Below are 24,883 nucleotides of genomic sequence, written 5' to 3'. Positions count from 1 at the left end.
CATTCAACCGTTCAAGCGCTTCTAAGAGTGCGCCATAGCGTTTTGGTTCGCTGAAATCCGAGATTAGCGCGCCGATGTTGCGGATTGAAGACCAATGCAGCCTGGCCGCTAGATGGCTATCATGGGTTTTTCTCAGCTTGGGGTATATCGATGATTTCACTCGCAGCGTTTCCGATTATTACCAAATGGCCAGCCCAGCATCCCGAGCGTTTGCAGTTGTACTCGCTGGCGACCCCCAATGGCGTCAAGGTATCGATCATGCTCGAAGAGGTGGGCCTGGCGTATGAGGCGCACAAGGTCAGCTTCGACACCCAGGACCAGCTTTCCCCGGAGTTCCTGTCCCTGAACCCCAACAACAAGATCCCGGCGATCATCGACCCCAATGGCCCGGGCGGCGAACCGCTGGCGTTGTTCGAGTCGGGTGCGATCCTGATCTACCTGGCTGAAAAAACTGGCCAACTGCTGCCCCAGGCCCCCGCTGCGCGCTATGAAACCCTGCAATGGCTGATGTTCCAGATGGCCGGGATCGGGCCGATGTTCGGCCAGGTCGGTTTCTTCAATAAGTTCGCCGGCAAGGCCTACGAAGACAAACGCCCCCGCGACCGCTACGCCGCTGAAGCCCGGCGCCTGCTCGGCGTGCTGGAAAAGCACCTGCTGGGCCGTACCTGGATCATGGGCGACGAGTACAGCATTGCCGATATTGCTACCTTCCCCTGGATCCGCAACCTGATTGGTTTCTATGAGTCGGGCGATCTGGTGGGCATTACCGACTTCCCTAATGTACTGCGGGCGTTGGATGGCTTTGTCGCCCGGCCAGCGGTGATCCGTGGCCTGAATATTCCGAGCTGACCCATGCCGACTTTCGATTTCAAGCAACTGGACGTGTTCAGCAGGGTCGCACTCAAGGGCAACCCACTGGCTGTAGTGCTGGGCGCCGATAGCCTCAGCGACCAGCAGATGGCCGACTTTGCCCAATGGACCAACCTCAGCGAAACCACCTTCCTGCTCCAGCCCCGGGACCCACGTGCCGATTACCGAGTGCGGATTTTTACCACTGTGCAGGAACTGCCCTTCGCCGGCCATCCGACCCTGGGCAGTTGCCAGGCATGGCTGCAAGCCGGTGGTGTGCCCCGGGGCAGCGAGATCATCCAGGAATGCGAGATCGGCCTGGTGCGCATCCGCCGCGAGGGTGACGAGTTGGCGTTTATCGCCCCACCCTTGATCCGTTCGGGCCCGTTGGATGTTGAGTTGCTGGAGCGTGTACGCCTGGCCCTGAACCTTGAGCCCGAGGCGATCCTTCGCAGCCAATGGGTCGATAACGGCGCGGGCTGGCTGGCCCTGATGTTGACTGATCGGCAGGCGGTACTGGCCTTGCAGCCGGACTATTCAAAGTTGCTGGGGCTGGCGGTGGGCGTGATTGCCCCGTGTGATCCTGCCCGCGATGAGGTTGATGCGCAGTTTGAGGTGCGGGCGTTCATTGCTGGTGATGGGGCGCCGGAAGATCCGGCCACTGGCAGCCTGAATGCCGGCCTGGCGCAGTGGTTGCTGGGCGAAGGCTTGGCGCCCGATGCGTATGTGGTCAGCCAGGGCACTACCATGGGGCGTGTAGGGCGAATCCGTGTCGCCCGGCAAGGTGATGAAGTCTGGATCGGTGGTGCCGTGACGCTCTGCATAGAGGGCTGTCTACGGCTGTAGGTCAATGCAATTGTTACCGCCAGGGGAATAAACTGTTGTTCCCCAGCGTTTGTTCTGATGGGTGCGTAGGGCATAAGCTTTCGCCCCTAGGTTTTTTCGCCTGTTTTTTTCAGGAGCATTCATGTCCAGCCAGTTCCCCGAAACCCGTCCTCGCCGCCTACGTCGTTCCCCCGAGTTACGCAGCCTGTTCCAGGAAACCGAATTCACCCTCAATGACCTGGTGTTGCCGATTTTTGTCGAAGAAGAAATCGACGATTTCGTACCGATTACCAGCATGCCCGGTGTGATGCGCATCCCTGAATCGAAACTGGCCAGTGAAATCGAGCGCTTTGCCCGCGCCGGGATCAAGTCGGTGATGACGTTTGGCGTGTCTCATCACCTGGACGCCAGCGGCAGCGACACCTGGAACGAGCGTGGGCTGGTGTCGCGCATGTCGGCGATCTGCAAGGACGCGGTGCCGGAGATGATCGTGATGTCCGACACCTGCTTCTGCGAATACACCGATCACGGCCATTGCGGCGTGATGCACGGTAATGAAGTGGACAACGACCGCACCCTGGCCAACCTGGGCAAGCAAGCAGTGGCGGCCGCCCGCGCCGGTGCCGATGTGATCGCGCCGTCGGCGGCGATGGACGGCCAGGTCCAGGCTATTCGCCGGGCCCTGGATGCGGCCGGTTTCAACCATATCCCGATCATGGCCTATTCCACCAAATTCGCTTCGGCCCTGTATGGCCCGTTCCGCGAGGCGGGCGGCAGTGCGCTGAAGGGCGATCGCAAAAGCTACCAGATGAACCCGATGAACCGCCGCGAAGCCGTGCGCGAATCCCTGCTCGACGAGCAGGAAGGTGCCGACTGCCTGATGGTCAAGCCGGCCGGCGCCTACCTGGACATCATCCGCGATATCCGTGAAGCCTCGCGCTTGCCCGTGGCGGCCTACCAGGTCAGTGGCGAATACGCGATGATCAAGTTCGGTGCCCAGGCAGGGGCCATTGATGAAGCACGGGTGGTGCGTGAGACCCTGGGCTCGATCAAGCGTGCCGGTGCGGACTTGATCTTCACCTACTTTGCGATGGACCTGGCGCTTTCCGGGATCTGATCCTGACGCTACACCCCTGTAGGAGCCGGCTTGCCGGCGAAAAACTCACAAACAACGCGTTCATTCAGGTGGTACGCGTTACCGTTGACGTTCTTCGCCGGCAAGCCGGCTCCTACAGGGGTGGGTGTGGGTTTGTGAGATAGTGGGTGCTTTCATCGGCTTACAGGACACCCTCGCATGCTTTCATCCCGGCTGATTCTCTGCCTGGCCGCCTTGTTGGTCATGGCCGGCTGTTCAACCCAACGCAGCCAGCAACAGCCCGAGCGCAGTGAGGCCGAGGTCAAGGCGCAGATCGTGCGGCTGATGCCGGCCAAGGTGTCGGATCGCGCCGGTTGGGCCCAGGATATCTACACCGCCTTCGACAGCCAGGACATCTACCCCAGCACCGAGAATATCTGCGCGGTACTGGCCGTGACCGAGCAGGAGTCCACCTACCAGGTCGACCCGCCGGTGCCGAACATGGGCAAGATCGCCCAGGATGAAATCCTCCGTCGTGCAGGCAAAGTGCATGTGCCGGCCGTGCTGGTGCGTACCGCGTTGCAACTGCGTTCGCCCACGGGCAAGTCCTACGCCGAGCGCCTGAGCGCTGCGCGTACCGAAAAAGACCTGAGTGGTATCTTTGATGATTTCATTGGCACTGTGCCGTTGGGGCGCACTTTGTTTGGCAGTTTCAACCCCGTGCATACCGCAGGCCCGATGCAGGTGAGCATTGCCTTTGCCGAGAAACAGGCCAGGGGCTATCCCTACACCGTGGACGGCAGCATTCGCCGGGAAGTGTTTACCCGACGGGGTGGCATGTACTTCGGCATCGCCCATTTGCTCGGCTACCCGGTGAACTACAGCCAGCCGCTGTACCGTTTTGCGGATTTCAACGCCGGTTGGTACGCCAGTCGCAATGCGGCGTTCCAGGCTGCCGTCAGCCGCGCCTCGGGCACGCGTCTGGCGCTGGATGGGGATCTGATCCTGCATGGCTCCATCATGCCCGGCACCACGGAGCTGGCGGTGCGTTCATTGGGCAAGAAGCTGGACATGCGCAACCCGAGCATTCGCAGCCAGCTAGAGCAGGGCGATCGCCTGGATTTTGAAGAGACCACCCTGTACCAGCGGGTGTTTGCCCTGGCCGAGAAAGCCGAAGGCAAACCGCTGCCGCGGGCGATCCTGCCGGGTATTGTGCTCAAAAGCCCGAAGATCACCCGCAACCTCACCACGGCCTGGTTCGCCCAGCGCGTGGATGAGCGTTACCAGCGCTGCATCAAGCGCTGAGGTCAGGGGCGACGCTTGACCAGCTTGCGCCACAACCAGACCCACAGCCACAACACCGGGAACGCGAGGATCACAAACGGCAGCACATAGCTGGAGCGCTCCAGGGCATCGGCGGTGCCATCGACCAGGTTGTCGCCCAGGTTGCCGAACATCCTGGCAAAGCGCGATTGCTGATGTTCGCCGTCTGAGGGTTGGAAGTTCAGGGTCACGCGGTTGGTGTCCAGGCGCCGCTGTTGGCCGGCGGCGATCTGTGCCAGTTCCTGCAGCTCGTTTTCGATGGCGGCCTGTTCCTTGCTGAGGGTGATCAGATCGCCCACGGTGATGTCCTTGCGCGCAGCCAGTTCATCCAGGCGTTTTTGCTGGGCCTGCAAGCGTTCCTGGCGACGGCGCACATCGGCCACGGCGTCGGCCAGGTCCTCGGCGCTGGTGATACGCTGGCCCAGTTGACCGCCCTCGGCCGCCATGCTCACCAACGGCTCGACACCGTTTGGAACAATGCGTAGCACGATCATGCCGCCGTCGCTGTTCTCTTCGATACGCAGGATATTGCAAGCGCCGAACTGCGCCGACTCACAGGCTTGGCGAGTGGCCTGCATGCGCAGTGCCAGCAGGGCTACTGGCATCGCCAGGCTCAACTCATGCTCATAGGCCAGCAGCGCGCCGGCCCGGCCCTGTTCGCCACTGATGGCCGTGGCCTCGGAGTACTCCTTGGGCGAGCAGCCGCCGAGCAGCAGGCCAGTCAATAACAACAGTGCAGTGAATCTGCCTTCCAGATGGCGCATTACAGTTCCTTCAAGTGTGCGGGATAAAGTGCGCGGCGATTAAAGCGGGTTTGCCCGGCGAACGCAAAGCGGGCGTAGGCTTATCGCCACAGATTTGCCGCATTGATCTTGATGGCTGCAACGCGCGCCCAGGGTTAAACCTTGTGTCTGCACACAAGGACGATCCGACCATGACTGTTATTCCTGAAGGTTTTATCCCATTGCCCCGCAGCAGCCCGCTCCTGGACTTGCTTGGTCCGGTGTATTGCCGTGGCGAAGGCCTGCACTTGCAACTGGGGCTGCGCGCCGACAATCGCCATGCCAACGGACGCGGCACGGTCCACGGTGGCGTGCTTGCGACCCTGGCGGATGTTGGCATGGGTTACGCCATGGCGTTTTCCAGCGACCCGCCGTTGCCGTTGATTACCGCGAGCATGACCCTCGATTATCTGGGGGCGGTACAGGTAGGGGAGTGGATCGAGGTGCACTTGGAGCATCACAAGCGCGGGCGGCAGATGGCGTTTGCCACGGTCAGTTTGCAGGTGGGAGAAAAGGTCGTGGTGCGGGCCAATGCGGTCTTCGCCGTACCCCAACCTGGCTGACGATGGCGATCTATTGTAGGCGCTGGCTTGCCAGCTCCTACATTGAAGGACGTTCGCAAATCAGATAGGCAAAAAAAGGCCCGGTTTTCGTGGAACCGGGCCTCTTTCATGTTGCTCGTTGAATCAGTCGCGCTCAAGGGCCAGTGCCACGCCCTGACCGCCGCCGATGCACAAGGTGGCCAAGCCTTTCTTGGCATCGCGCTTGATCATTTCATGCAGCAGGGTCACCAGCACGCGGCAGCCTGAAGCGCCAATCGGGTGGCCGATGGCAATCGCGCCGCCGTTGACGTTGACCTTGCTCGCATCCCACTCCAGTTCCTTGCCCACCGCCAGTGCCTGTGCGGCAAACGCTTCGTTGGCTTCGATCAGGTCCAGGTCGGCCAGTTGCCAGCCGGCCTTGTCCAGGCAACGGCGGGTCGCAGACACCGGGCCAATGCCCATGATTGCCGGGTCGACACCTGCGTTGGCGTAGCTGGCAATACGCGCCAGGACCGGCAGGCCGAGGGCCTTGGCTTTGTCGGCGCTCATCAGCAGCACCGCAGCGGCGCCGTCATTGAGGCTCGACGCGTTGCCGGCGGTGACGCTGCCGTCTTTCTTGAAGGCTGGCTTGAGCTTGCCCAGGGATTCGGCGGTGGTGCCGGCACGGGGTTGCTCGTCCACGGCAAAGGCAATCGGGTCGCCTTTGCGCTGGGGAATCAGGATCGGCGTTATCTCGTCGGCAAAGCGCCCGGCTTCAATCGCGGCGACGGCTTTTTGCTGGGAGGCGGCGGCGAACGCGTCCTGGGCTTCACGGCTGATACCGTATTTGTCCACCAGGTTTTCCGCAGTGATACCCATGTGGTAGTCGTTGAACGCATCCCACAGGCCGTCGGTGATCATGCTGTCGACCATCTTCGCGTGGCCCATGCGCAGGCCGGTGCGGGCGGATGGCAGTACGTAGGGGGCCAGGCTCATGTTCTCCATGCCGCCAGCGATGATCACCTCGGCGTCACCGCAGCGGATGGCTTGCGCGCCCAGGTGCAGGGCCTTGAGGCCCGAGCCGCAGACCTTGTTCAAGGTCAGGCTCGGCACCGCATGCGGCAGGCCGGCGAGGATCGACGCCTGGCGCGCCGGGTTCTGGCCACTGCCTGCGGTCAGCACCTGGCCGAGGATCACTTCATCCACTTGCGCAGGATCGAGACCCGTCTGCTCCAGCAGGCGGCGGATCACCGCAGCGCCCAGTTCCGGTGCCGGGATGCTCGCCAGGGCACCTTGGAAGCTGCCCACGGCGGTGCGGGTGGCAGCAACAATCACGACGTCTTGCATGGAATCTGTCCTCACTGGAAATGCATTTCTGGAACGTGGTCCGGGACGATCAGTTTACCGGCGGTCTTGCTGACAATCTCTTCAACGCTGACGCCAGGTGCGCGTTCCTTGAGGACAAAAGCGCCATTTTCGATTTCCAGGTAGGCCAGGTCCGTCAGCACGCGCTTGATGCAGTTGGCACCGGTCAGCGGCAGGCTGCATTGGCTGAGCAACTTGGACTCACCGTCCTTGGAGGCGTGGGTCATGATCACGATGATGTTTTCTGCGCCGGCCACCAGGTCCATGGCGCCGCCCATGCCCTTGACCAGCTTGCCTGGGATCATCCAGGACGCGATGTTGCCATGTACATCCACCTCAAAGGCGCCGAGTACCGTGAGGTCGACATGCCCGCCACGAATCATGGCGAAGGATTCGGCGGAAGAGAAAATCGAGGCGCCGATGCGTGCGGTAACGGTCTGCTTGCCGGCGTTGATCATGTCGGCGTCGATGGTGTCTTCGGTAGGAAACGGACCCATGCCCAGCAGGCCGTTTTCCGACTGCAGCATCACTTCCATGCCGTCGGGGATGTAGTTGGCCACCAGGGTCGGGATGCCGATGCCGAGGTTGACGTAGAAGCCGTCCTGCATTTCGCGGGCGACGCGTTGAGCCATTTGTTCGCGGGTAAGAGCCATTTTATGTGTCCTTATTATTCGGGCTAGAGGATTACTTGCGGACGGTGCGCTGTTCGATGCGCTTCTCGAATGTGCCGCAGATGATCCGGTCGACGTAGATGCCAGGGGTGTGGATCTGCGCCGGGTCCAACTCGCCCGGTTCGACGATTTCCTCGACTTCAACCACGGTGATCTTGCCGGCGGTGGCCGCCAGCGGGTTGAAGTTTTGCGCCGTGTGGCGGTAGATCACGTTGCCGAAATGGTCGGCTTTCCAACCTTTGACGATGGCGAAGTCGCCGGTAATGGATTCTTCCATCAGATACGGGCGACCGTTGAATTCACGGGTTTCCTTGCCTTCGGCGACCGGGGTACCGACGCCGGTGGCGGTAAAGAAGGCCGGGATGCCGGCGCCGCCTGCGCGCATTTTTTCCGCCAGGGTGCCTTGGGGCGTCAACACCACTTCGATTTCGCCGCTGAGCAGTTGCTTCTCGAACAGGGCGTTTTCACCGACGTAGGAGGCGATGACCTTACTGATCTGTTTTTCTTCCAGCAACACGCCCAGGCCGAAACCGTCGACGCCGCAATTGTTGGAAACCACCGTCAGGTCGCGGGTGCCTTTGCGCTTGATTTCGGCGATGAGATTTTCCGGGATGCCACACAGGCCAAAACCACCGGAGAGTACGGTCATGCCATCTTCCAGGCCTGCCAGCGCTTCTTCATAGGACGCCACGCGTTTATCGAAACCTGCCATATGCACCTCTTTTATTGTTTGTGGTCCAGCCAGTGAACCGAGTGTTGCGCCGACGGATTGATTTGTTAAGTTGTTTTTTAAGGTTGATTGATTTAAAAAACAGCACAATTACCCATGCGTTGGAGCAGCGTCATGACAGTTAAACAGATGCGGGCCTTCCTTGCCGTGGCCCAAAGCCTGAGTTTTGCCGCCGCCTGTGAGCGCCTGCATTTGTCCCAGTCGGCCCTGAGCCTGACCATCAAGGGCCTGGAAGAGGGCTTGGGCGGGCGCCTTTTCAGCCGCAATACCCGTAACGTGGCACTGACCCCTGAAGGTGAATCCTTGTTGCCGCTTGCGCGTCGTCTGATTGCCGATTGGGACAATGCCGAAGATGAATTGCGCCAGCGTTTTACCCTGCAACGTGGGCGGGTAACGGTGGCGGCGATGCCGTCGTTTGCCGGCAACCTGCTGCCGCCGATCTTGAAGATCTTTCGCGCGTGCTTTCCTCAGGTCAACGTGACGGTGCATGACCTGATCAACGAACAAGTGCTGGAAATGGTCCGTGATCGCCAGGTGGAGTTGGGGGTAGCGTTCGAACCGGCGCCGGGGTCGTCGCTGGCATTCACCCCGCTGTACCTGGACCGCTTTATCGCCGTCGTGCCCGGCGATTCGCCATTGGCGCAAATGGCCGAGATCGATTGGAAAACCCTGCTGGTGCAACCTTTTATCACCCTGCAGCGGCCTTCCACTGTGCGGGTGATGCTGGAAGAACACCTCGGTGCCTTGCAAATGAAGTTACCCGTGGCCCTCGAAAGTCATCAACTGGCCACAGTGGGCAAGATGGTTGCCAATGGCTTGGGGGTCAGCGCGGTGCCGGCGTTATGCGCGCAGCAGATGGAGGAGGCGGGCGCTCATTGCATCACCTTGACCGGGCCGGTGATCGAGCGGCCGATTGGTGTGCTGACCAAGCCGGGGCATGAGCTGTCGGCGGCGGCGCAGGCACTGTTCGATATCTTTCTGGCTGAGGCGGGGAAGGGGCATTACCCCAACAGTTGAAGTTGCACATAAACAAATGTGGGAGCCGGCAAGCCAGCTCCCACAAAGGTAGCGTTATTCTTAGTAGTAGCGGTCGATTACTTTAACTTGCGAGTTGTCCTTGAAAGACTCCCAGGCATTGTTAAGTGTATCGAACACTTGCTCGATAAAGTTGCGATCGGCTGCCGCTTTCTTGCCGACATAACCCTGGCCGCGGCGGTACATCTTCAGGCGCGCCGCCAGTTCGCGGTTATTACGGTCGAACTCGGCTTCTTCGGTATGGGGCGCCAGGCAGTCAATTTGCACTTCGCCCGATTTTCCAATCCACAGGATATGGTCGTCGAGTGTGTCTTTCTGCGCTGCGAACATCTCAGCCAATTCGTCGATAGTTGGTTGGTTGTTCAGATTCATGTGTAAGCCCCTTGACCAGTTGGCGATCTTCAGTTGATTCGTTAATACACTTTTAAGTTGTCTCCGGTTCCGAAAACCGGGCGTCAGTAACGGTCTGCCGAATACGGGCAGGGTCTTGAACCTGATGCATGTAGTGTTGCTGATGACCTGCTACGCAATGGTTTCATAACGAAGACAAGCAGCATTTGAGCTTCTTGTACCGATCCTTGCGGGCCGGTCAGCTTCATCAATCTGCCTTGTGGGCAGTGCACATCCGGAAAAACAGCTCGGCGGTCAGACGAGCCTGTTCAAAACGCTTGTTGCCAACGCTCCCGATCCGGGAGACGTCTGAATCATGCAAGGTCAAAATGGTTACGTCAACGGTTATGTAGTGATTATTTTTACTCACTACATAATTTTTTTTGTGCAGGGGAGGATGCGGGGAAAGGTGACTTGTGCGTCACTTTTTGTGCCGGTGGGTCGCATGCAAGGCCGGGTTCAGCAGTGATCCATGTAGGAGCTGGCTTGCCTGCGATGCAGGCGCCTCGGTGCATCAGTTACACCGAGGTGATGCCATCGCAGGCAAGCCAGCTCCTACATAAGCCAGTTCTCACCGGGGGCGTGGTGGTGTCGAGAGTAGGGTCATTCGCCGCGGATGTATTGCTCCAGTTGCTGGATCAGGGCCGCCTGCTCAGCGATGGCTTCCTTGACCAAGTCACCGATGGACAGCAGGCCCAGCAGTTCTCCGTCTTCCACCACCGGCAGATGACGCAGGTGGCCGTCGGTCATGATGCCCATGCAGTCTTCGACGCTTTTGTGGGTGTCCACGGTGATCGCCGGTGAGCTCATCACTTGGTGTACCTGTGTGCTCGTCGAGGACAGTCCGTGGAGAATCAGTTTGCGCGCGTAGTCGCGCTCACTGATGATGCCGACGACTTTGTTGTCCTTGACCACCGGCAAAGCGCCGACGTTCTTCGCTGCCATCACCACCAGCGCTTCAAACACGGTGTGATTCCACTGGATGGTATGCACTTCCTGATTCTTCTGGTCCTTGGACTTGAGCAACTGTGCGACGGTTTTCATGGCGGCCACTCTGGTGTTGTTATTAGGGCTGTGCCTACAGAATCCTAGACCGCAGGCGCTGGAGCAAGACCCAAAGCGGCGTATATCCCGTCAAAAAGCGTCATTTTATGGATTTTTTCACCCAATTAGCCCTTGCTTGCCGGTTTTGCCGCCCGTTTCGGGCTGGTGCCAGTCTTGCGCTTGGCCGGCTTGCGTTTGTTTTTCCAGGGCGTGGCAGCACGACCTGCCGGGCTGGCCGGGCCGCTGATGGTCATTTGCAGGCCATTGCAGCGCGCCACTTGTTTACTCATCCAGGCTGCCTGTTTGGCGACGAATTCCTCCAGGCTCATCTCACCGCTTTGCACCATATCCAGGGCCTGTTCCCAAATGGCGGTGGTGCCAGGGTCGGCAATGGCCCTGGGCACCGCGTCGATCAGGCTGAAGGCCGCCGGTGTGGCTGACAATGCCTTGCCATTTTTTACCAGGTAACCGCGGTCCAGCAGGCCCTGGATAATCCCGGCCCGTGTCGCTTCGGTGCCGATGCCGGTGGTGTCCTTGAGTTTCTGCTTGAGCAGCGGGTCGTCCACCAGCTTGGCGACGTTTTTCATGGCCTTGATCAAGTCGCCCTCGGTGAAGGGTTTGGGCGGCTGGGTCCACAAGTCTTTGAGGTTGACCTTGGCCACTGCGTAGTCCTGGCCTTGCACCAATGGTGGCAAGGGTTGTGGGGCCGGCGCCTCGCGACCCTTGCTTGGCGCCAGGGCTTCGGGCAAGGCCCGCTTCCAGCCTGGCTCCACCACCACTTTGCCCACGGCGCGCAAGGCTTCGCCGGCACAGTTGAAGTCCGCCTGGGTGCGGTCGTATTCGTGGTTGGGCAGGAACTGCGCCAGGTAACGGGCGCGGATCAAGGTGTAGACGGCGCGGTGCTTGCCGGCCAACTGTGCCAGGTCCTTGCCGGCCCCAGTGGGGATAATGCCGTGGTGGGCACTGACCTTGGCGTCGTTCCAGGCGCGGGAGCGGCGTTGCGCATCGATGTGCGGCATCAGCGCATTGACCGCCGGATCGGCCCGGCCCAATGCCGCGAGAATGCTTGGTGCGTCGCCATGCTGGCTGACGGGCAGATAGCCGCAGTCACTGCGTGGATAGGTGATGACCTTGTGGGTTTCGTAGAGGGACTGGGCGATATCCAGGGTTTCCTGGGCGCCGAGGCCGAGTTTTTTCGAGCAGATTTCCTGCAGGGTGCCCAGGTCGAAGGGCAGCGGCGCCACTTCGCGCATGCGCTCTGTGCGCAACTTCACCAGCCGGGCGCTGGCCGCGTTGCTCATCGCGCTGGCGGCCTGTTGCGCGCGTTGCGGGTTGAGGCAGCGGCCCTGGTCGTCGCAGATATCGTCGGCGGCGCGCCATTGCGCGATAAAGCTCATCGACTGATGGCGCAATTCGACATCAATGGCCCAGTACGCCACGGGGACAAAGTCGGCAATGCTACGGTCACGGTCCACCACCAGGCGCAGGGTCGGGGTTTGCACCCGACCCACCGGCAGCACGCCCTGGTAGCCGGACTGGCGGCCGAGCAGGGTAAACAGGCGGCTCATGTTCATGCCGATCAGCCAGTCGGCGCGGGAGCGACCCAGGGCCGAATGGTAGAGGTTGAAGGTCTCTGCGCCAGGCTTCAACGACGCCAGCGCCTTGCGGATCGAGGCATCGTCCAGCGCCGACAACCACAACCGCTGGATCGGCCCGCGATAGCGGCAATGTTCGACCAGTTCCCGGGCGATCATCTCGCCTTCGCGGTCGGCGTCGGTGGCAATCACCAGTTCCCGGGCCTCGCCCAGCAGGCGCTTGACGGCCTTGTACTGGCTGGCGGTCTTGGGCTTGACCGTCATCTTCCATTTTTCCGGGACAATGGGCAGGTCGGCCAGCACCCAGCGTTTGTACTTGGCGTCGTAGGCGTCGGGCGGGGCGGTTTCCAGCAGGTGGCCGATGCACCAGGTGACTGTGACGTCGGTTCCCAGCCAGCAGCCGTCGCCCCGGCGCCTGGCGCCGAGCACGGCCGCGATATCCTTGGCCTGGGAGGGTTTTTCACAGAGGTACAGCCGCATGCTCAGCCCATTCGTTACGCAGTTGAATGGGAAGCAGGATGGGCAAAAGAAGGGGATTGAGCAACCTTTATCTGGATGGATATACAGCAATTTGTGTGGGCGCCGGGAACCAATGTGGGAGCGGGCTTGCCCGCGATGATGCTGTGTCAGTCACTAGATGTATTGACTGATCCACCGCCATCGCGAGCAAGCCCGCTCCCACAAGGGATCTACAGTGTTTGCGGGATATTTAGTTGTTGTCGATATCCACGTTCTTGGTTTCCTTCAGGCACAGCAGCCCGACAATCAGGCTGACCCCGGTAATCACCACTGGGTACCACAGCCCGTAGAAGATATCGCCGGTGTACACCACCAGGGCAAACGACACGGTTGGCAGGAACCCGCCAAACCAGCCGTTGCCGATGTGGTAGGGCAGGGACATGGAGGTGTAGCGGATGCGCGTCGGGAACAGTTCCACCATCAGCGCGGCGAGTGGGCCGTAGCACATCGCAGCGATCAGGATCAGGGCGACGATCAGCACCACCACCATGGTTTTGTTGACCTGGGCCACGTCCGCCGATTTCGGGTAGCCGGCCAGGGTCACGGCGCCGCGCAGGGCGTCTTCGTCATAGCCGTCGATGCGCACATCGCCCACGCTGACCTGCACTGCGCTGCCGGTAGGTGCGGCTTCGCTGCTGTAGGGCAGGCCCTGTTTGACCAGGAAGGTCTTGACCTTGTCGCAGGGGCTGTCAAACCGCGCCTTGCCCACCGGGTCGAACTGGAAGGTGCAGGTAGCCGGGTCGGCCAGCACGGTGATCGGCGCCTGGCGGCTGGCCTGGTCCATCGCCGGGTTGGTGTAGTGGGCCAGGCCCTTGAAGATCGGGAAGTACAGCGCGGTGGCCAGCAGCAGGCCGACCATCAGCACCGGCTTGCGCCCCAGCTTGTCCGACAGCCAGCCGAAGAAGATAAAGAACGGCGCGCCAATCACCACGCTGATGATCAGCAGCATATTGGCCAGGGCCGGGTCCATCTTCAGGAACTGGGTGAGGAAGAACAGCACATAGAACTGTGCGGCGTAGAAGGTCACGGCCTGGCCGGCGTTGATGCTGAACAGCGCAATCAGCACCACCTTGAGGTTTTCCCAGTTGCCGAACGACTCGCGGATCGGCGCCTTGCTGGCCTTGCCTTCCTCTTTCATTTTCAGGAACGCGGGGGATTCGTGCAGGCTCATGCGGATCCAGGTGGAAATCCCCAGCAGCACGATCGACAGCAGGAACGGCAGGCGCCAGCCCCAGACTTCAAACTGATCGCCGGTGAAATACCGGCAGGCCAGTACCACCAGCAGTGACAGCAGCAGGCCGAGGGTTGCGGTGGACTGAATCCAGCTGGTGTGGAACCCGCGTTTGCCTTGTGGCGCGTGTTCGGCCACATAGGTTGCGGCGCCGCCGTATTCACCGCCCAGGGCCAGGCCCTGGAGCATGCGCAACACCACCAGGATGATCGGTGCGGCGATGCCGATGCTGGCGTAGGTCGGTAGCAGGCCCACACAGAAGGTTGCCACGCCCATCAGGACGATGGTGGCCAGGAACGTATATTTACGTCCGATCATGTCCCCCAGGCGGCCGAACACCAGCGCGCCGAAGGGGCGCACCACAAAGCCGGCGGCAAAGGCCATCAAGGCGAAGATAAAAGCCGTGGTGTCGTTGACCCCGGCAAAGAACTGCTTGCTGATGACTGCCGCGAGGGCGCCATAGAGGAAAAAGTCATACCATTCGAACACCGTCCCCAGGGACGAGGCGAAGATGACCTTTTGCGACTCTTTGCTGGTGACAGTGGCGCCGACGGTGGCGTCCAGGGGTTGAGCACGTTCTGACATGGGGTAGCCCTCACAGTGATTATTTATTGTTGTTCCACTGTCGGCGCCAACTTCAGCGCCGCTTTTACCCTGTAGGAGCATGCTTGCTCGCGAAAAGCCTGAGAGCAACGCGTTTATCCAGGATGCCCGCGTTATCGTTGGCGATTTTCGCGAGCAAGCTCGCTCCTACAGGTCATGCCGGTGTTGTCTGTTCTCGTTGGGGGGTGAGGTTCCTCGTTGAAGGGGACAGGATCAGTTGCGCGGCTTTTTCCGCGATCATCAGTGTGGGTGAGCAGGTGTTGCCGGAGGTGATGCGCGGCATGATCGAGGCATCGGCGATGCGCAGGCCGGGAACTCCGTGCACGCGCAACTGGGCATCGACCACCGCGTCCTTATCGTGGCCCATGCGGCAGGTACCCACCGGATGGAAGATCGTGGTGCCGATCCGCGCTGCGGCTTCCTGCAATTGTTCGTCGCTCTGCAGGGCTTCACCGGGCAAGTATTCCACCGGGTTGAAGGGGCGCAGGGCCTGGGCGCCGACAATGCGCCGGGTCAGGCGGATGGCAGCGGCGGCCACGCGTAAATCCTCAGGATGGCTCAGGTAGTTGGGTTGGATCAGCGGCGGCACAGAAGGATCTGCCGAGCGGATATCAATGCGCCCACGACTCTGTGGGCGCAAGTCGCAGACCGACGCGGTAAACGCCGGGAACGCGTGCAGCGGCTCGCCAAAGCGTTCCAGTGACAGTGGTTGCACATGGTATTCGAGGTTGGCCGTGGCCTGTTCCGGCCCCGAGCGGGCAAAGGCGCCGAGTTGGCTGGGGGCCATGGACAACGGGCCGCTGCGGTCATACAGGTATTGCAGGCCCATGCCCAGCTTGCCCCATACGGAGCCGGCGATCTGGTTCAGGGTGCGGGCGTTTTCCAGTTTGTAGATCAGGCGCAGTTGCAGGTGGTCCTGCAGGTTGCCGCCGACTCCGGGCAACTCGTGCAGCACCTCGATGCCCAAGGGCTTGAGGACGCTGGAAGGGCCGATGCCGGAGCGTTGCAGGATGCCGGGCGAACCCACGGCACCGGCGCACAGGATGATTTCCTCGCGTGCTTTCCAGGTGATGGCTTGCCCATGCTGGCGGCCAACCACGGCACTGGCGCGGCCGTCGTTCAATAACACACGATCGACCTCGACTTCGGTCAGCACCGTCAGGTTGGGGCGCTGGCGAATTGGCTTGAGAAACGCCTTGGCCGCGTTCCAGCGCACGCCGCTTTTCTGGTTGACCTGGAAGTAACCACAGCCTTCGTTATCGCCCTGGTTGAAGTCGTCGATATTGGCGATGCCACTTTGCTTGGCCGCTTCGCGGAACGCGTCGAGGATTGGCCAGTGCAGGCGCTGTTGCTCCACGCGCCACTCGCCGCTGTCGCCATGCAGGGGCGAGGCACCGGCAAAATGGTTTTCGCTTTGCTTGAACAGCGGCAGTACATCGTCCCAGGCCCATCCCGGGTTGCCTTCGGCGGCCCAGCCGTCGTAGTCGTTGGCCTGGCCACGCATGTAGATCATGCCGTTGATCGACGAGCAGCCGCCCAGCACCTTGCCCCGTGGATAGCTCAAGGCGCGGCCTTGCAGGCCTTCCTGGGCTTCGGTCTTGAAGCACCAGTCGGTGCGCGGGTTGCCGATGCAGAACAGGTAGCCGACGGGGATATGGATCCAGGGGTAATTGTCGCGGCCACCGGCTTCGAGCAGCAGCACGCGATGGGCGGGGTTGGCAGACAGTCGATTGGCCAGCAGGCAGCCCGCAGGGCCGGCACCTACTACCACGTAATCGTATTGCTCAGTTGCAATAGTCATCTGGGTCTCGCTTGTTTTTCTTATTGGCTCCATCCTAGTTGTTAGTTTTCGTCTTAAAAATGTTAGTTTTTACCCAGCTGCTGTGCGTTTTTAAACAGCGCTGTTCTCATGGCCGGGAAGGGAGGCGACATGTTCGACTGGAATGACCTGCGGTATTTTCTTGAGTTACAGCGCAGCGGGCGCCTGCTGACCGCTGCCCAGCGCCTGAAAACCACGCATGCGACCGTGGCCCGGCATATCGAGGCCATTGAGAAAAGCCTCGGCACTGCGCTGTTTGTGCAGCATGCCCAGGGTTATGAACTGACGCCGTCGGGTGAGGCGCTGCTCAAGCATGCCGAGGCCATGGAAAACGTCGCGCTGATGGCTGAGGAGGAACTGACCCATTCCGCCGCGCCCCTGGGCAAGATTCGCCTGGGAGTGGCCGAAGGGCTGGGGGTGATGTTCCTGGCCGGGCGCATGGGTGGCCTGTTCGAGCGTTATCCAGGGTTGGAAGTGGAGTTGGTGGCGGTGCCGCGGTTTGTCAGCATCCTTAACCGCGAGGCCGAGATCAGCATCCACCTGGAGCGGCCCAGCGTCGACCAACTGGTTACGCGCAAACTCACCGACTACCGCCTGGCGCTCTATGCCAGCCGCAGCTACCTGGCCCGCACGCCGCCTATCGAGAAGCGCGAAGACCTGGTTGCCCATGCCTGGATCGATTACGTCGACGACCTGTTGTTCAGTCAGGAGCTCAAGCTCCTCAGCAGTTTTTGCCGCAACCCCAGGGTGGTGTTCCACAGCACCAGCGTGATCGCCCAGCACCAGGCGGCGCGTTCGGGCCTGGGGATTGCCGTGCTGCCGTGCTTTATGGCCGCAGGCGACCCGGACCTGGTGCCGTTGTTGCCGCAGGAGGGCATCCAGCGCAGTTACTGGATCAGTTCCCGGCGCGAACTGCACAAGTCGGTGCGGTTGCGGGTGTTGTGGGATTACGTGGTGGAGTTGTGTGCCAAGGAGCAGGGGCTGCTGTTGGGCGGACTGTAGGGCGGCTTGCCGGCGATGGCGTCCAATAGGTTTGCGCGGGACTCAAGGACCTCATCGCCGGCAAGCCGGCTCCTACAGTTTCACGGTCTGATGCACCTGTTCACCACACGCACGGGCATCGTTGATCATCTTTTCAAACGGCGCACTGACGATTTCATCATGGCTCAACCAGCGCACTTTCTGGGTCAGCCGATAGTGATAGCGCAAGCCGTCCTTGAGCGGTTCGCCATCGAGCTCCAGGTCATACCAGGGCGAGCTGATCTTGCAGCCCTGCACCGGTTTGTCCATCTTCCCGCCGGTCAAGGTAAAGGTGTAGTCGACAGTGTCCGGATTGCCCAGGTACAGGTCGCCCTGTTGCCCGTTGCGGCGGTAGTTGAACAGGTCATCCCACTTCTCTTTCAGCGATTGGTCGGTATAGACGTAGCCGTTGTCGAGTTTCTCCAGGGCGCGCAGGTCGGTCATGCTGGCGTTGACGGTGTAGGTGTCGGGCACCACGAAACCGGTGGGCAGGCGGGTGACCTGGCAATCGCTGATTTCCCGGCCGAAGTTGTCGCAGATGTTCTGGTCGGTGGCGGTAGCGCCTTGCTCGCGGTCAGCGACGCTCAATTGCATCAGTGTCAGGCGGCTGAAGGTGACGCTGGCGCGGGTCGCACCGTTGCCCTGTTTGTCGTAATGCACCTGTTTGTCCAGGCGGATGCTGGTTTCAGGGCGCGCCAGGGGGATATGTTCCTCGCGTACCTGGCCCTGGGTGTCGTTGACGAGTACCCAGCGATCCTGGATGTCGGGCATGGCCTGGCCCGGGGCGAACACCGGGTTGGTTGGGTCCAGCCACCACACCTGGCCGGCTACTTCGGCACGCACGATGGCGTGGTTGGGCGCGCCGGTGCCCGGAATCAGCAGTGAATCCACCACATCCCCACGGCTGACCCAGGCGGTCTCGGCCTTGATCCCGCTGGCCTTGAGCATGGCGGTCAGGAGGATCGCGAGGTCCTTGCAGTCGCCATAACCGTGCTGTTCGATCTCTGCCAGGTTAAACGGCACATAGCCGCGATCCGTGGCGCGCCAGTCACCCAGGTAACGGTAGTGATCGTTGATGTGCTGCATCAGGCCGGCCACTTGTTGCGCCGGGGCCAAGTCTTTCACCGTAGCCACGGCGGCGGCACTGCCTGCCGGTAGCTTGGCCGCGAGGATCTGGTTGTAGCGCTGGGCAAAACCACCGAAATGCTTTTGCACATCAAGGCTGCTGCCCACTTCGATACGTGGGATCAACCGCAGGTAGGCGTGACTCGATTCGTTGATGTAATTGAGATAGGTCGGCGCCTTCAGTTCGATATCCAGGGTCTTGCGATTGACCGAGGGGGTGATGGTGAAACCGTCCATCAACTCCGCGCGCCACTCGATTGGCCGTTCAGCCGTGAACCGTGCCTTGAGGCGGTCGCGACGGGCAGTGCTGGTGCCGAACTGCAGGGCGTAGTGGAACTCGGTCATCAGCGGCTTGGCGGCGTGATGTTCGCGCACGGTGTAGCGGATTTGCGTGCCGACCCGCAGGTTGGGAAAGGCCAGGGACGTTTGCTTGAGCCGGGAAAACCCCTGGTCAGGGTTGGGCGCGGTGCGCGTATCGATCTGCGCTTCGTCGAGGGGCTGCGGCTTGCCGCCGGGCTGGGTGGACTCGGCGTGCAGTACTTCAAAACCATCGCCCTCGGCATAGTTGAAGTCGATTTGCGACAATATTTCCCGGCCACTGGGCTTGAGGATGGTGTAGCGGTAGGTGGTGGTGCAATCGGTGCTGGCGTCACGGTTGAAGTGGCAGTGCAGCTCGGATTCGTTGGCAAGTGCAGCTTCGGCCATGGGTTGCGGCGCGGCGTAAGCGTGGTGCGAAACAAGCCCCAGACTTGCGCAAATCAAAGGGCGGTAAAACGAAAAACAGTGCATGGGCGCCTCAGGTGGAACGTTGACACAGATACCCTCGCGGGTACCAAGAAGGCGGCAGATGATAATGGATCGCAACACCAAAGACCAGCATTGTAGGACAATAAATATCGCTGAAAGGCCCGAGATAGAGCCTTTTGTTTGGTGGGAAGGGTCAGTCGATCAGCTCAAATTCACTGCTTGCCAGGCGTTCACCGTTCACAAGTACATGCACGGTGTGCTGGCCGGGGTAGTGCTTGCGCGTGGTCATGTCGCGGATGTGTTGGCGACGTAAAACTGTATGCCGCTCATCCGCGCCGAGGGTAAAGGTCTTGAGCTTGAACACCTTGGCGGCGCTATGGCCGGCGCTTTTTACATAGTCGATGGCGTAGTCCACCACCAGTTTTTGTGAGGTGCTGGCCATGGATTGCAGGGTAAACGACAGGTTGATGCGCTCACCCAGGCGAATCACTGCGGGCTCGACCTTCAAGTGCTGGATCTTCACTTCGGCACGCGCGCCTGCGCCCATGATCGTCAATGCGCGGGTATTGCCTTGCTTGATCAGGCTGCGCAGGGCGTGGCGAGCGATCCAGGCGGTGTGAGGGTTGTCCAGTGACCAACTCTCGATAACATCCAGCACCCAGTCCGGATGGTCCTTGGTGATGTCGTTGAGGTGGTTGGCCACGGACTTGCGTACATACAGGCTGTTGTCGGCCTTGAGGTTATCCAGGATCGACGCGCACAGGCGCGGATCGGCCTGCACCCGGGCCAGGCGAAACGACCACGGCAGCCTCGGCCGCGAGCCCTCACTGGCGAGGCGGCGCACGTGCTCATTGTCGTCCAGCGACCACTGCTGCATCACCGCAGCGTGGGTTCCAAACCCTTGAGCAGAAAAGGCCGCACGGCAAACTCGGCAGAACCAAAGGTGGTGAAGTACTTGAGCGCTGCCATCGAGCGCTTGAAGTCATCCTGGCCGTAGCTGGCCACAAAGTGCGGCAGGAACAGGCTGACAAAGCTGCTGTTCAGGCGCGGAGCCAAGGCATACAGATGCTTGAGGGTATGCGCATAGTCCAGGGGGATGACCGCGTGCAGGCTTTCGCTGACACGGGCCATGCGCTGCATCACCGACAACTGGGCCAAACCCTGCATGGCGTGCTTGAGAAACCCCTTGGCGTCAAACGCCGGGTACACCGCACGCATTTCATCGGCGATGTGTTGCAGGCGTTCGAGGTTGAAGATTTCCTTGAGGGCAGGGGGGCTTTGGTCGGTCATGGGCAGTCCGCAGGAGAGGGCGATCATAAGACCTTTGCAAGGTAACACCTTGCTCAAGGCCGCGAAGATCAAAATGTAGGCGCTGGCTTGCCAGCTCCTACAGGGGGGCGGTCGCTACAGATACCAGCGATATTCCCGTGCATTGATCTCCTGCTGGAAGGCCAGGTGATCCTGGCGTTTGTTCTCGCAATACACGTCGACAAACTCCGCGCCCAGGCCCTTGCGCAGGGCCGGTTGTGCCTGCATGGCGCGCACGGCCTCAAGCATTTCCAGGGGGAAGTCGTGGCCGCTGTCACGGTCCTCGTTCAACGGTGCGATGGGTTCGCGCGCAGCCTCCAGGCCATGTTCGAGCCCGACCAGGATGGCCGCCAGCACCAGGTAGGGATTGGCGTCGGCACTGGCCAGGCGATGCTCGATCCGCAGGTTGCGCGGATCAGACTCGGGGATACGCACGCAGGCGTCACGGTCTTCATAGCCCCAGCAGGCCTTGGTCGCTGCGTTGACCGTACCGCCCAGGCGCCTGAAGGCGTTGTGGTTGGGCGAGAAAATCGGCATGCAATGGGGCAGCAGTTCCAGGCAACCCGCCACCGCGTGGCGCAACGGTTGCTGCTGATGCGCCGCCAGCAGGTTATTACCGGCGCCATCGTACAGGCTGACATGCACATGCATGCCGCTGCCCGGATGTTGCAGGTAGGGCTTGGCCATGAAACTGGCGCGATAGCCATGCTTGAGGGCCACGCCCCGGGTACTGCGGCAGAACAGGGCGGCCCAGTCGGCGGCGCGCAGGCCATCGTCGAGGTGGCCGAAATTGATTTCGAACTGGCCGGGGCCCAACTCGGCCGTGATCACCGTAATATCGATGCCCTGTGCCTGGGCGGTCTGCACCATGTCATCGAGCACCGGGGCAAACCGTGACAGCCGCTCGATATGCAGGGTGGGCTGGTCGTCCGGGTCATCGCTCAACGGGTCGCGGGCAAATTGCGGCAGGCCGTCGGCGAGTTTTCTGTCGAACAGGTAGAACTCCAGTTCAAACGCCACCACCGGGTGAATACCCTTGCCGTGCAGGCGTTCGAGGACCTTGGCCAGCACTTCGCGGGGTTCGAATTCGATGGGCGCCTCGGTACCGTCGGAGGTGATCAGCATCTGTCCCAGGGGCTGCGCCTCCCAGCTCACCGGCTTGAGCGTGCCGGGCACCAGGCGGCGGTTGGCGTCCGGGTCGCCGTCATGGAAGCAGTAGTCGCCGATCTTGAACAAACCGCCCTGGGCGCCTAGCAGCACGGCGTTCTGTGGCAGTTTCAGAGGGCTGCCGGCGGCGACTTTTTCCAACATTTCAACCGGGTAGCGCTTGCCGTAGAACCGCCCGGGAATGTCCAGGGAAATCAGGTCGACGTAACGTACATCCGGATGGTTCTGGCGAAAGGTCCGCACTTCGGCCAGTAACGTGGAGGAATGGCTTTTCACGGGTGACGCTCCTTGGTGTGCCTCAGTTGTAGACCCACAGCACGCGGGCCGGCAGGTCAGTCAGGTTGCCGTAGCGGCAGTGGGCGAAACTGGCCAGGTGAAAGCTGTCGCCGGGGCCCAGGGTGACCGCGTCGGCCTCGCCTTCGACCCATAGCGTCAGGTGGCCTTCAAGCACAAACCCGGCCTGTTCGGCGCGGTCGCTCATGGTCTGTTCACCGCTGTTGGCGCCAGGGGCCAACCAGCTGTCGAGCATCGAGAACGCCCCGTTCATGCTCGGTGAGACGAGGATGTCGGTAATGCCATTGGCGTAGTACACCGTGCGCCGCTCGTTGGGCCGCGTGACCCAATCCACGGCCTTGGGCTTGGGTACGCTGTAGAAATAAGTGGTGGGCACATCGAGGGCGTGGCTGATAGCAGTCAGGTCTGCCACGGTGGGGCGCGACAAACCGCGCTCGACCTGGGACAGGAAACCCACCGAGCGTTCGATCTTTTGCGCCAGCTGGGCCAGGGTGAGTTTCTTGTACTTGCGCAGGTCGTGGATCAGGGTCGCCAGGGCGTCCAGTTCTTCTTGTTTGTCCATGGGAGTATTTTCGTGAAATTCTTATCTTTAAATTTCATGAAAAAATACATGATTAATTTCACGGGCGCAACGGACAAGCGCCCTGTCTGGCTTGATTGAACGGTTTGAACCTTACTCGCGCTCAAAACTGCTTGTCTGGTTACCGTCAGCATCGAACACATTGACCCGGTTCGGCACCTGCGCATCCCAAATGCTGTAGGTCGCATCGTTGCTGTTGGACGGGTAGCTGTAGCTGGTATAGGAGCCAAGTTTCTTCGCCACGCGGTTGTTCTTGTCGATCAGCACCAAGCCCTCAAACCCATCCATTTCTGCAGCGGCCAGGTTCTTCTGGAAGGGGGTGAGCTTGGTGTAGGTCACGGGCACGCGAAGTTTGCCGTTCGTATCAATGGCGCCGTAACGGCTGCCTTTTTGCACCACCGCCATGCCGTTGGAGAACGTATTCACGTCATCGAATGGCAGGCTGAACGGCAGCGCCTTGCCCTGTTCATTGATGAAGCTGTATTTGTTGCTTTTACGGTCCTGGATCAATAACGGCTGGCCCTGCACAAACTGTCCGAAGACCGTTGCGCCGGCCGGATTGAGTTTTTTCATGCCCAGGTCGTAGACGTCGGTTTGATGCTTGTCGGCAGAGGTGGCGTAGATAAAGGCTCCCGCGCCGTTAACGCTGGAGTAGCGTGGCGCCAGCAGCTCCTTGCCGCTCAGGTTCCAGGCACCGTATAGCGAGTCCGAGCCATAGGTTTTCTGGCCCGGACGGGCGATGAACACCTCGCCGACGACACTGGGGTTGACGTACTTCATCGGCACCACGACCTGCAACTTCTTGACGTCGTAGACACCGTAGGGGCCATTGGTCTCGCGCTGGACCACCATCAACCGGTCGTTGATCTGCTGTTCGATGCTTTCGAAGGGCAGTTCATTGAGCGTGTGCGTGCCAGGCACAAAGGCAAAGTACTTGAACAGCAACTGGCTCCAGCCCTCGCCAGAGGACTTCTCGCCGACCATCATCTGGTAGACATCAGGCATTTGGGTGTACTCGATACGCTCGAAGCGTGGCTTGACCACCCATTGTCCCTGGTTATCGATAAACCCCTTTTTTTCGCTGGCGCTGTCGAAGGCAATGTAGCGATCACGGGGCGCCAGGTTGTTGCTCATTTCCAGATCAATCGTTTGTGGTTGCGCCGGTTCCAGCAGGTAGATGACCACACTGGCAGGCGTGTCTTCGAACTGGTAAGTCACCTGGACATTGCTCAGGTCGCTGTCTGAGCTGGGCAGGCTGCTGGCGAATTTTTCTAGGTGATCCTGCACGGCTGCGGCATTTTTGAAATCGTCGAAATGGTCTTCCATGCGCAGCAGTTCGTTGTAGTACGCCTTCAGGTTGGCCTTTTGTGCGGCCGTGGGCGAGGTGTTGGAGCTGCTGCCGCCGCTGTACAGGGTCTTGCCGTCGGCGGTCAGGCCCTGGATCACATAGGACTTGTGCTTGGGCGTGGCCAGTTGCAGGGCCGCGCGTGAGTCGCCGAGGGCGGTCAGTTGGTAAGTCTCGCCGTTTTCACCGGTGACTTTCGGGTTGGCCTGGTCCAGCAGGATTTTCTTGAAGCCAGGGTAAGCCTGGTAGTGCAGGGCAACACTGATGCGCTCAACCGGCTTGTTGACCTTCAGCTCGGTGCTGGTGTGGTTTGGTTCTTCTTCGCTATTGGCGTCCTCAAGGACCACCTCGGCAAACGGCTGTTGGGTGCCATCGCGAAAATGCACGGTCTGGATCTGGTAGCTGCCTGTGCTTTCCTGATCCGGCAGCGCGCCAAGCTTGAGGGTGTCGCGGATCGTTTCGACATCCAGATTGAGCCCGGAGCCATAGTCGAAAAACACCTGTTGGAAGTGCAGCGGTGTTTGCTTGAGGGTGGTCAACGCAGCCTTCAATTGCTGATCGGGGAAGGGCACGAACGGCTTGTCGTAGCTCAGTTCTTTGTGCGCCTGGGGTTCGCCGGGCGTGGGGGTGGCCGGGCCGATTTCCAGGCGCATGCTTTCGATCACCGCAATGCGGTTGAGGCTGTCGCGCATATCGAGGATCAGGTAATTCAGGCGCTTTTTCGCTTCCGCCAAGGGCAGGTCCCGAATGCCATCCACACCGCCTTCATTGAGCTGTGCCTCGCTGTACTCGGCGTCTTCAAGCAACTCGGTGTCAGCATTGCGGCCCAGCAGGTAATACGTTGCGCCGCCGATCACCGCGATCACAATCAAGGCGCTAGCCAATAGTTTGGTTCGGGACAGAGCTGTTTTCATCGTGCT

Annotated in this window: 20 protein-coding genes and 1 pseudogene; 7 read left to right on the top strand and 14 right to left on the bottom strand. The window is 60.7% G+C overall.

The annotated features are described in order from the left end of the window. The first annotated feature begins 150 nt into the window (after nt 1-150). From FJD34_RS10855 to FJD34_RS10840, 4 genes are all read left to right on the top strand, one after another. Complete coding sequence (locus FJD34_RS10855) at nt 151-849, top strand: glutathione S-transferase N-terminal domain-containing protein (protein ID WP_065943676.1); 699 nt, start codon at nt 151-153, stop codon at nt 847-849. A 3-nt stretch (nt 850-852) separates the two neighbouring features. Then, the gene (locus FJD34_RS10850; protein WP_032860228.1) at nt 853-1,695 is read left to right on the top strand and encodes a PhzF family phenazine biosynthesis protein; all 843 of its coding nucleotides are present in this window, start codon (nt 853-855) and stop codon (nt 1,693-1,695) included. A gap of 121 nt (nt 1,696-1,816) precedes the next feature. After that, entirely contained in the window at nt 1,817-2,791 is a 975-nt protein-coding gene (gene hemB, locus FJD34_RS10845; RefSeq protein WP_032860226.1) for a porphobilinogen synthase, read from the top strand. A gap of 177 nt (nt 2,792-2,968) precedes the next feature. Further along, nucleotides 2,969-4,054 (top strand): DUF1615 domain-containing protein, encoded by a 1,086-nt coding sequence (locus FJD34_RS10840; RefSeq protein ID WP_090290820.1) that lies wholly within the window; start codon nt 2,969-2,971, stop codon nt 4,052-4,054. Nucleotides 4,055-4,056: 2 nt separating this feature from the next. Here FJD34_RS10840 and FJD34_RS10835 read toward each other — a convergent pair whose 3' ends face one another. Further along, the gene (locus FJD34_RS10835) at nt 4,057-4,836 is read right to left on the bottom strand and encodes a DUF4349 domain-containing protein (RefSeq protein ID WP_090290821.1); all 780 of its coding nucleotides are present in this window, start codon (nt 4,834-4,836) and stop codon (nt 4,057-4,059) included. A 170-nt stretch (nt 4,837-5,006) separates the two neighbouring features. On the opposite strand from FJD34_RS10835, the gene FJD34_RS10830 reads away from it, so the two are divergent. Beyond that, complete coding sequence (locus FJD34_RS10830) at nt 5,007-5,417, top strand: PaaI family thioesterase (RefSeq protein WP_032860221.1); 411 nt, start codon at nt 5,007-5,009, stop codon at nt 5,415-5,417. Nucleotides 5,418-5,540: 123 nt separating this feature from the next. On the opposite strand, the gene FJD34_RS10825 is transcribed toward FJD34_RS10830, so the two are convergent. The 3 genes from FJD34_RS10825 to FJD34_RS10815 are packed head-to-tail and all read right to left on the bottom strand — an operon-like array spanning nt 5,541 to nt 8,123. Continuing rightward, nucleotides 5,541-6,722, bottom strand: a complete 1,182-nt coding sequence (locus FJD34_RS10825) for an acetyl-CoA C-acetyltransferase (RefSeq protein WP_032860220.1) — start codon at nt 6,720-6,722, stop codon at nt 5,541-5,543. Between the two features lie 11 nt (nt 6,723-6,733). Further along, complete coding sequence (locus FJD34_RS10820; RefSeq protein WP_032860219.1) at nt 6,734-7,393, bottom strand: CoA transferase subunit B; 660 nt, start codon at nt 7,391-7,393, stop codon at nt 6,734-6,736. Nucleotides 7,394-7,424: 31 nt separating this feature from the next. Next, entirely contained in the window at nt 7,425-8,123 is a 699-nt protein-coding gene (locus FJD34_RS10815; RefSeq protein ID WP_010211319.1) for a CoA transferase subunit A, read from the bottom strand. Between the two features lie 132 nt (nt 8,124-8,255). Here FJD34_RS10815 and FJD34_RS10810 point away from each other — a divergent pair, with 132 nt between their 5' ends. Continuing rightward, nucleotides 8,256-9,158 (top strand): LysR family transcriptional regulator, encoded by a 903-nt coding sequence (locus FJD34_RS10810; RefSeq protein ID WP_032860218.1) that lies wholly within the window; start codon nt 8,256-8,258, stop codon nt 9,156-9,158. 60 nt (nt 9,159-9,218) lie between these two features. Here FJD34_RS10810 and FJD34_RS10805 read toward each other — a convergent pair whose 3' ends face one another. The 5 genes from FJD34_RS10805 to FJD34_RS10785 form a co-directional block, all read right to left on the bottom strand. Further along, nucleotides 9,219-9,548, bottom strand: a complete 330-nt coding sequence (locus FJD34_RS10805) for a hypothetical protein (protein ID WP_029296579.1) — start codon at nt 9,546-9,548, stop codon at nt 9,219-9,221. A 621-nt stretch (nt 9,549-10,169) separates the two neighbouring features. Continuing rightward, nucleotides 10,170-10,610 (bottom strand): CBS domain-containing protein, encoded by a 441-nt coding sequence (locus tag FJD34_RS10800; RefSeq protein ID WP_032860217.1) that lies wholly within the window; start codon nt 10,608-10,610, stop codon nt 10,170-10,172. Nucleotides 10,611-10,735: 125 nt separating this feature from the next. Continuing rightward, complete coding sequence (locus FJD34_RS10795) at nt 10,736-12,685, bottom strand: DNA topoisomerase III (RefSeq protein WP_032860216.1); 1,950 nt, start codon at nt 12,683-12,685, stop codon at nt 10,736-10,738. A gap of 229 nt (nt 12,686-12,914) precedes the next feature. After that, complete coding sequence (locus FJD34_RS10790) at nt 12,915-14,540, bottom strand: MFS transporter (protein WP_090290822.1); 1,626 nt, start codon at nt 14,538-14,540, stop codon at nt 12,915-12,917. Between the two features lie 172 nt (nt 14,541-14,712). After that, complete coding sequence (locus tag FJD34_RS10785; RefSeq protein WP_090290823.1) at nt 14,713-16,359, bottom strand: GMC family oxidoreductase; 1,647 nt, start codon at nt 16,357-16,359, stop codon at nt 14,713-14,715. A 129-nt stretch (nt 16,360-16,488) separates the two neighbouring features. On the opposite strand from FJD34_RS10785, the gene FJD34_RS10780 reads away from it, so the two are divergent. Next, entirely contained in the window at nt 16,489-17,379 is an 891-nt protein-coding gene (locus tag FJD34_RS10780) for a LysR family transcriptional regulator (RefSeq protein ID WP_032860213.1), read from the top strand. 72 nt (nt 17,380-17,451) lie between these two features. Here FJD34_RS10780 and FJD34_RS10775 read toward each other — a convergent pair whose 3' ends face one another. The 5 genes and pseudogenes from FJD34_RS10775 to FJD34_RS10755 all read right to left on the bottom strand — a co-directional run bounded on the left by FJD34_RS10775 (nt 17,452) and on the right by FJD34_RS10755 (nt 24,877). Continuing rightward, nucleotides 17,452-19,311 (bottom strand): DUF3857 domain-containing transglutaminase family protein, encoded by a 1,860-nt coding sequence (locus tag FJD34_RS10775; RefSeq protein ID WP_090290824.1) that lies wholly within the window; start codon nt 19,309-19,311, stop codon nt 17,452-17,454. A gap of 151 nt (nt 19,312-19,462) precedes the next feature. After that, nucleotides 19,463-20,559, bottom strand: a pseudogene (locus FJD34_RS10770) (DNA alkylation repair protein). A gap of 114 nt (nt 20,560-20,673) precedes the next feature. Then, complete coding sequence (locus tag FJD34_RS10765) at nt 20,674-22,020, bottom strand: glutamine synthetase family protein (RefSeq protein ID WP_032860211.1); 1,347 nt, start codon at nt 22,018-22,020, stop codon at nt 20,674-20,676. A gap of 22 nt (nt 22,021-22,042) precedes the next feature. Further along, complete coding sequence (locus FJD34_RS10760; RefSeq protein ID WP_032860210.1) at nt 22,043-22,600, bottom strand: helix-turn-helix domain-containing protein; 558 nt, start codon at nt 22,598-22,600, stop codon at nt 22,043-22,045. A gap of 111 nt (nt 22,601-22,711) precedes the next feature. Then, nucleotides 22,712-24,877, bottom strand: a complete 2,166-nt coding sequence (locus tag FJD34_RS10755; RefSeq protein ID WP_090290825.1) for a WG repeat-containing protein — start codon at nt 24,875-24,877, stop codon at nt 22,712-22,714. Nucleotides 24,878-24,883: the final 6 nt, after the last annotated feature.

This window comes from Pseudomonas brenneri, from assembly GCF_007858285.1.
GTDB classification, from domain to species: Bacteria; Pseudomonadota; Gammaproteobacteria; order Pseudomonadales; family Pseudomonadaceae; genus Aquipseudomonas; species Aquipseudomonas brenneri.
Note: the sequence above shows the minus strand (reverse complement) of the source record. Positions and strands in the feature narration are given on the sequence as shown.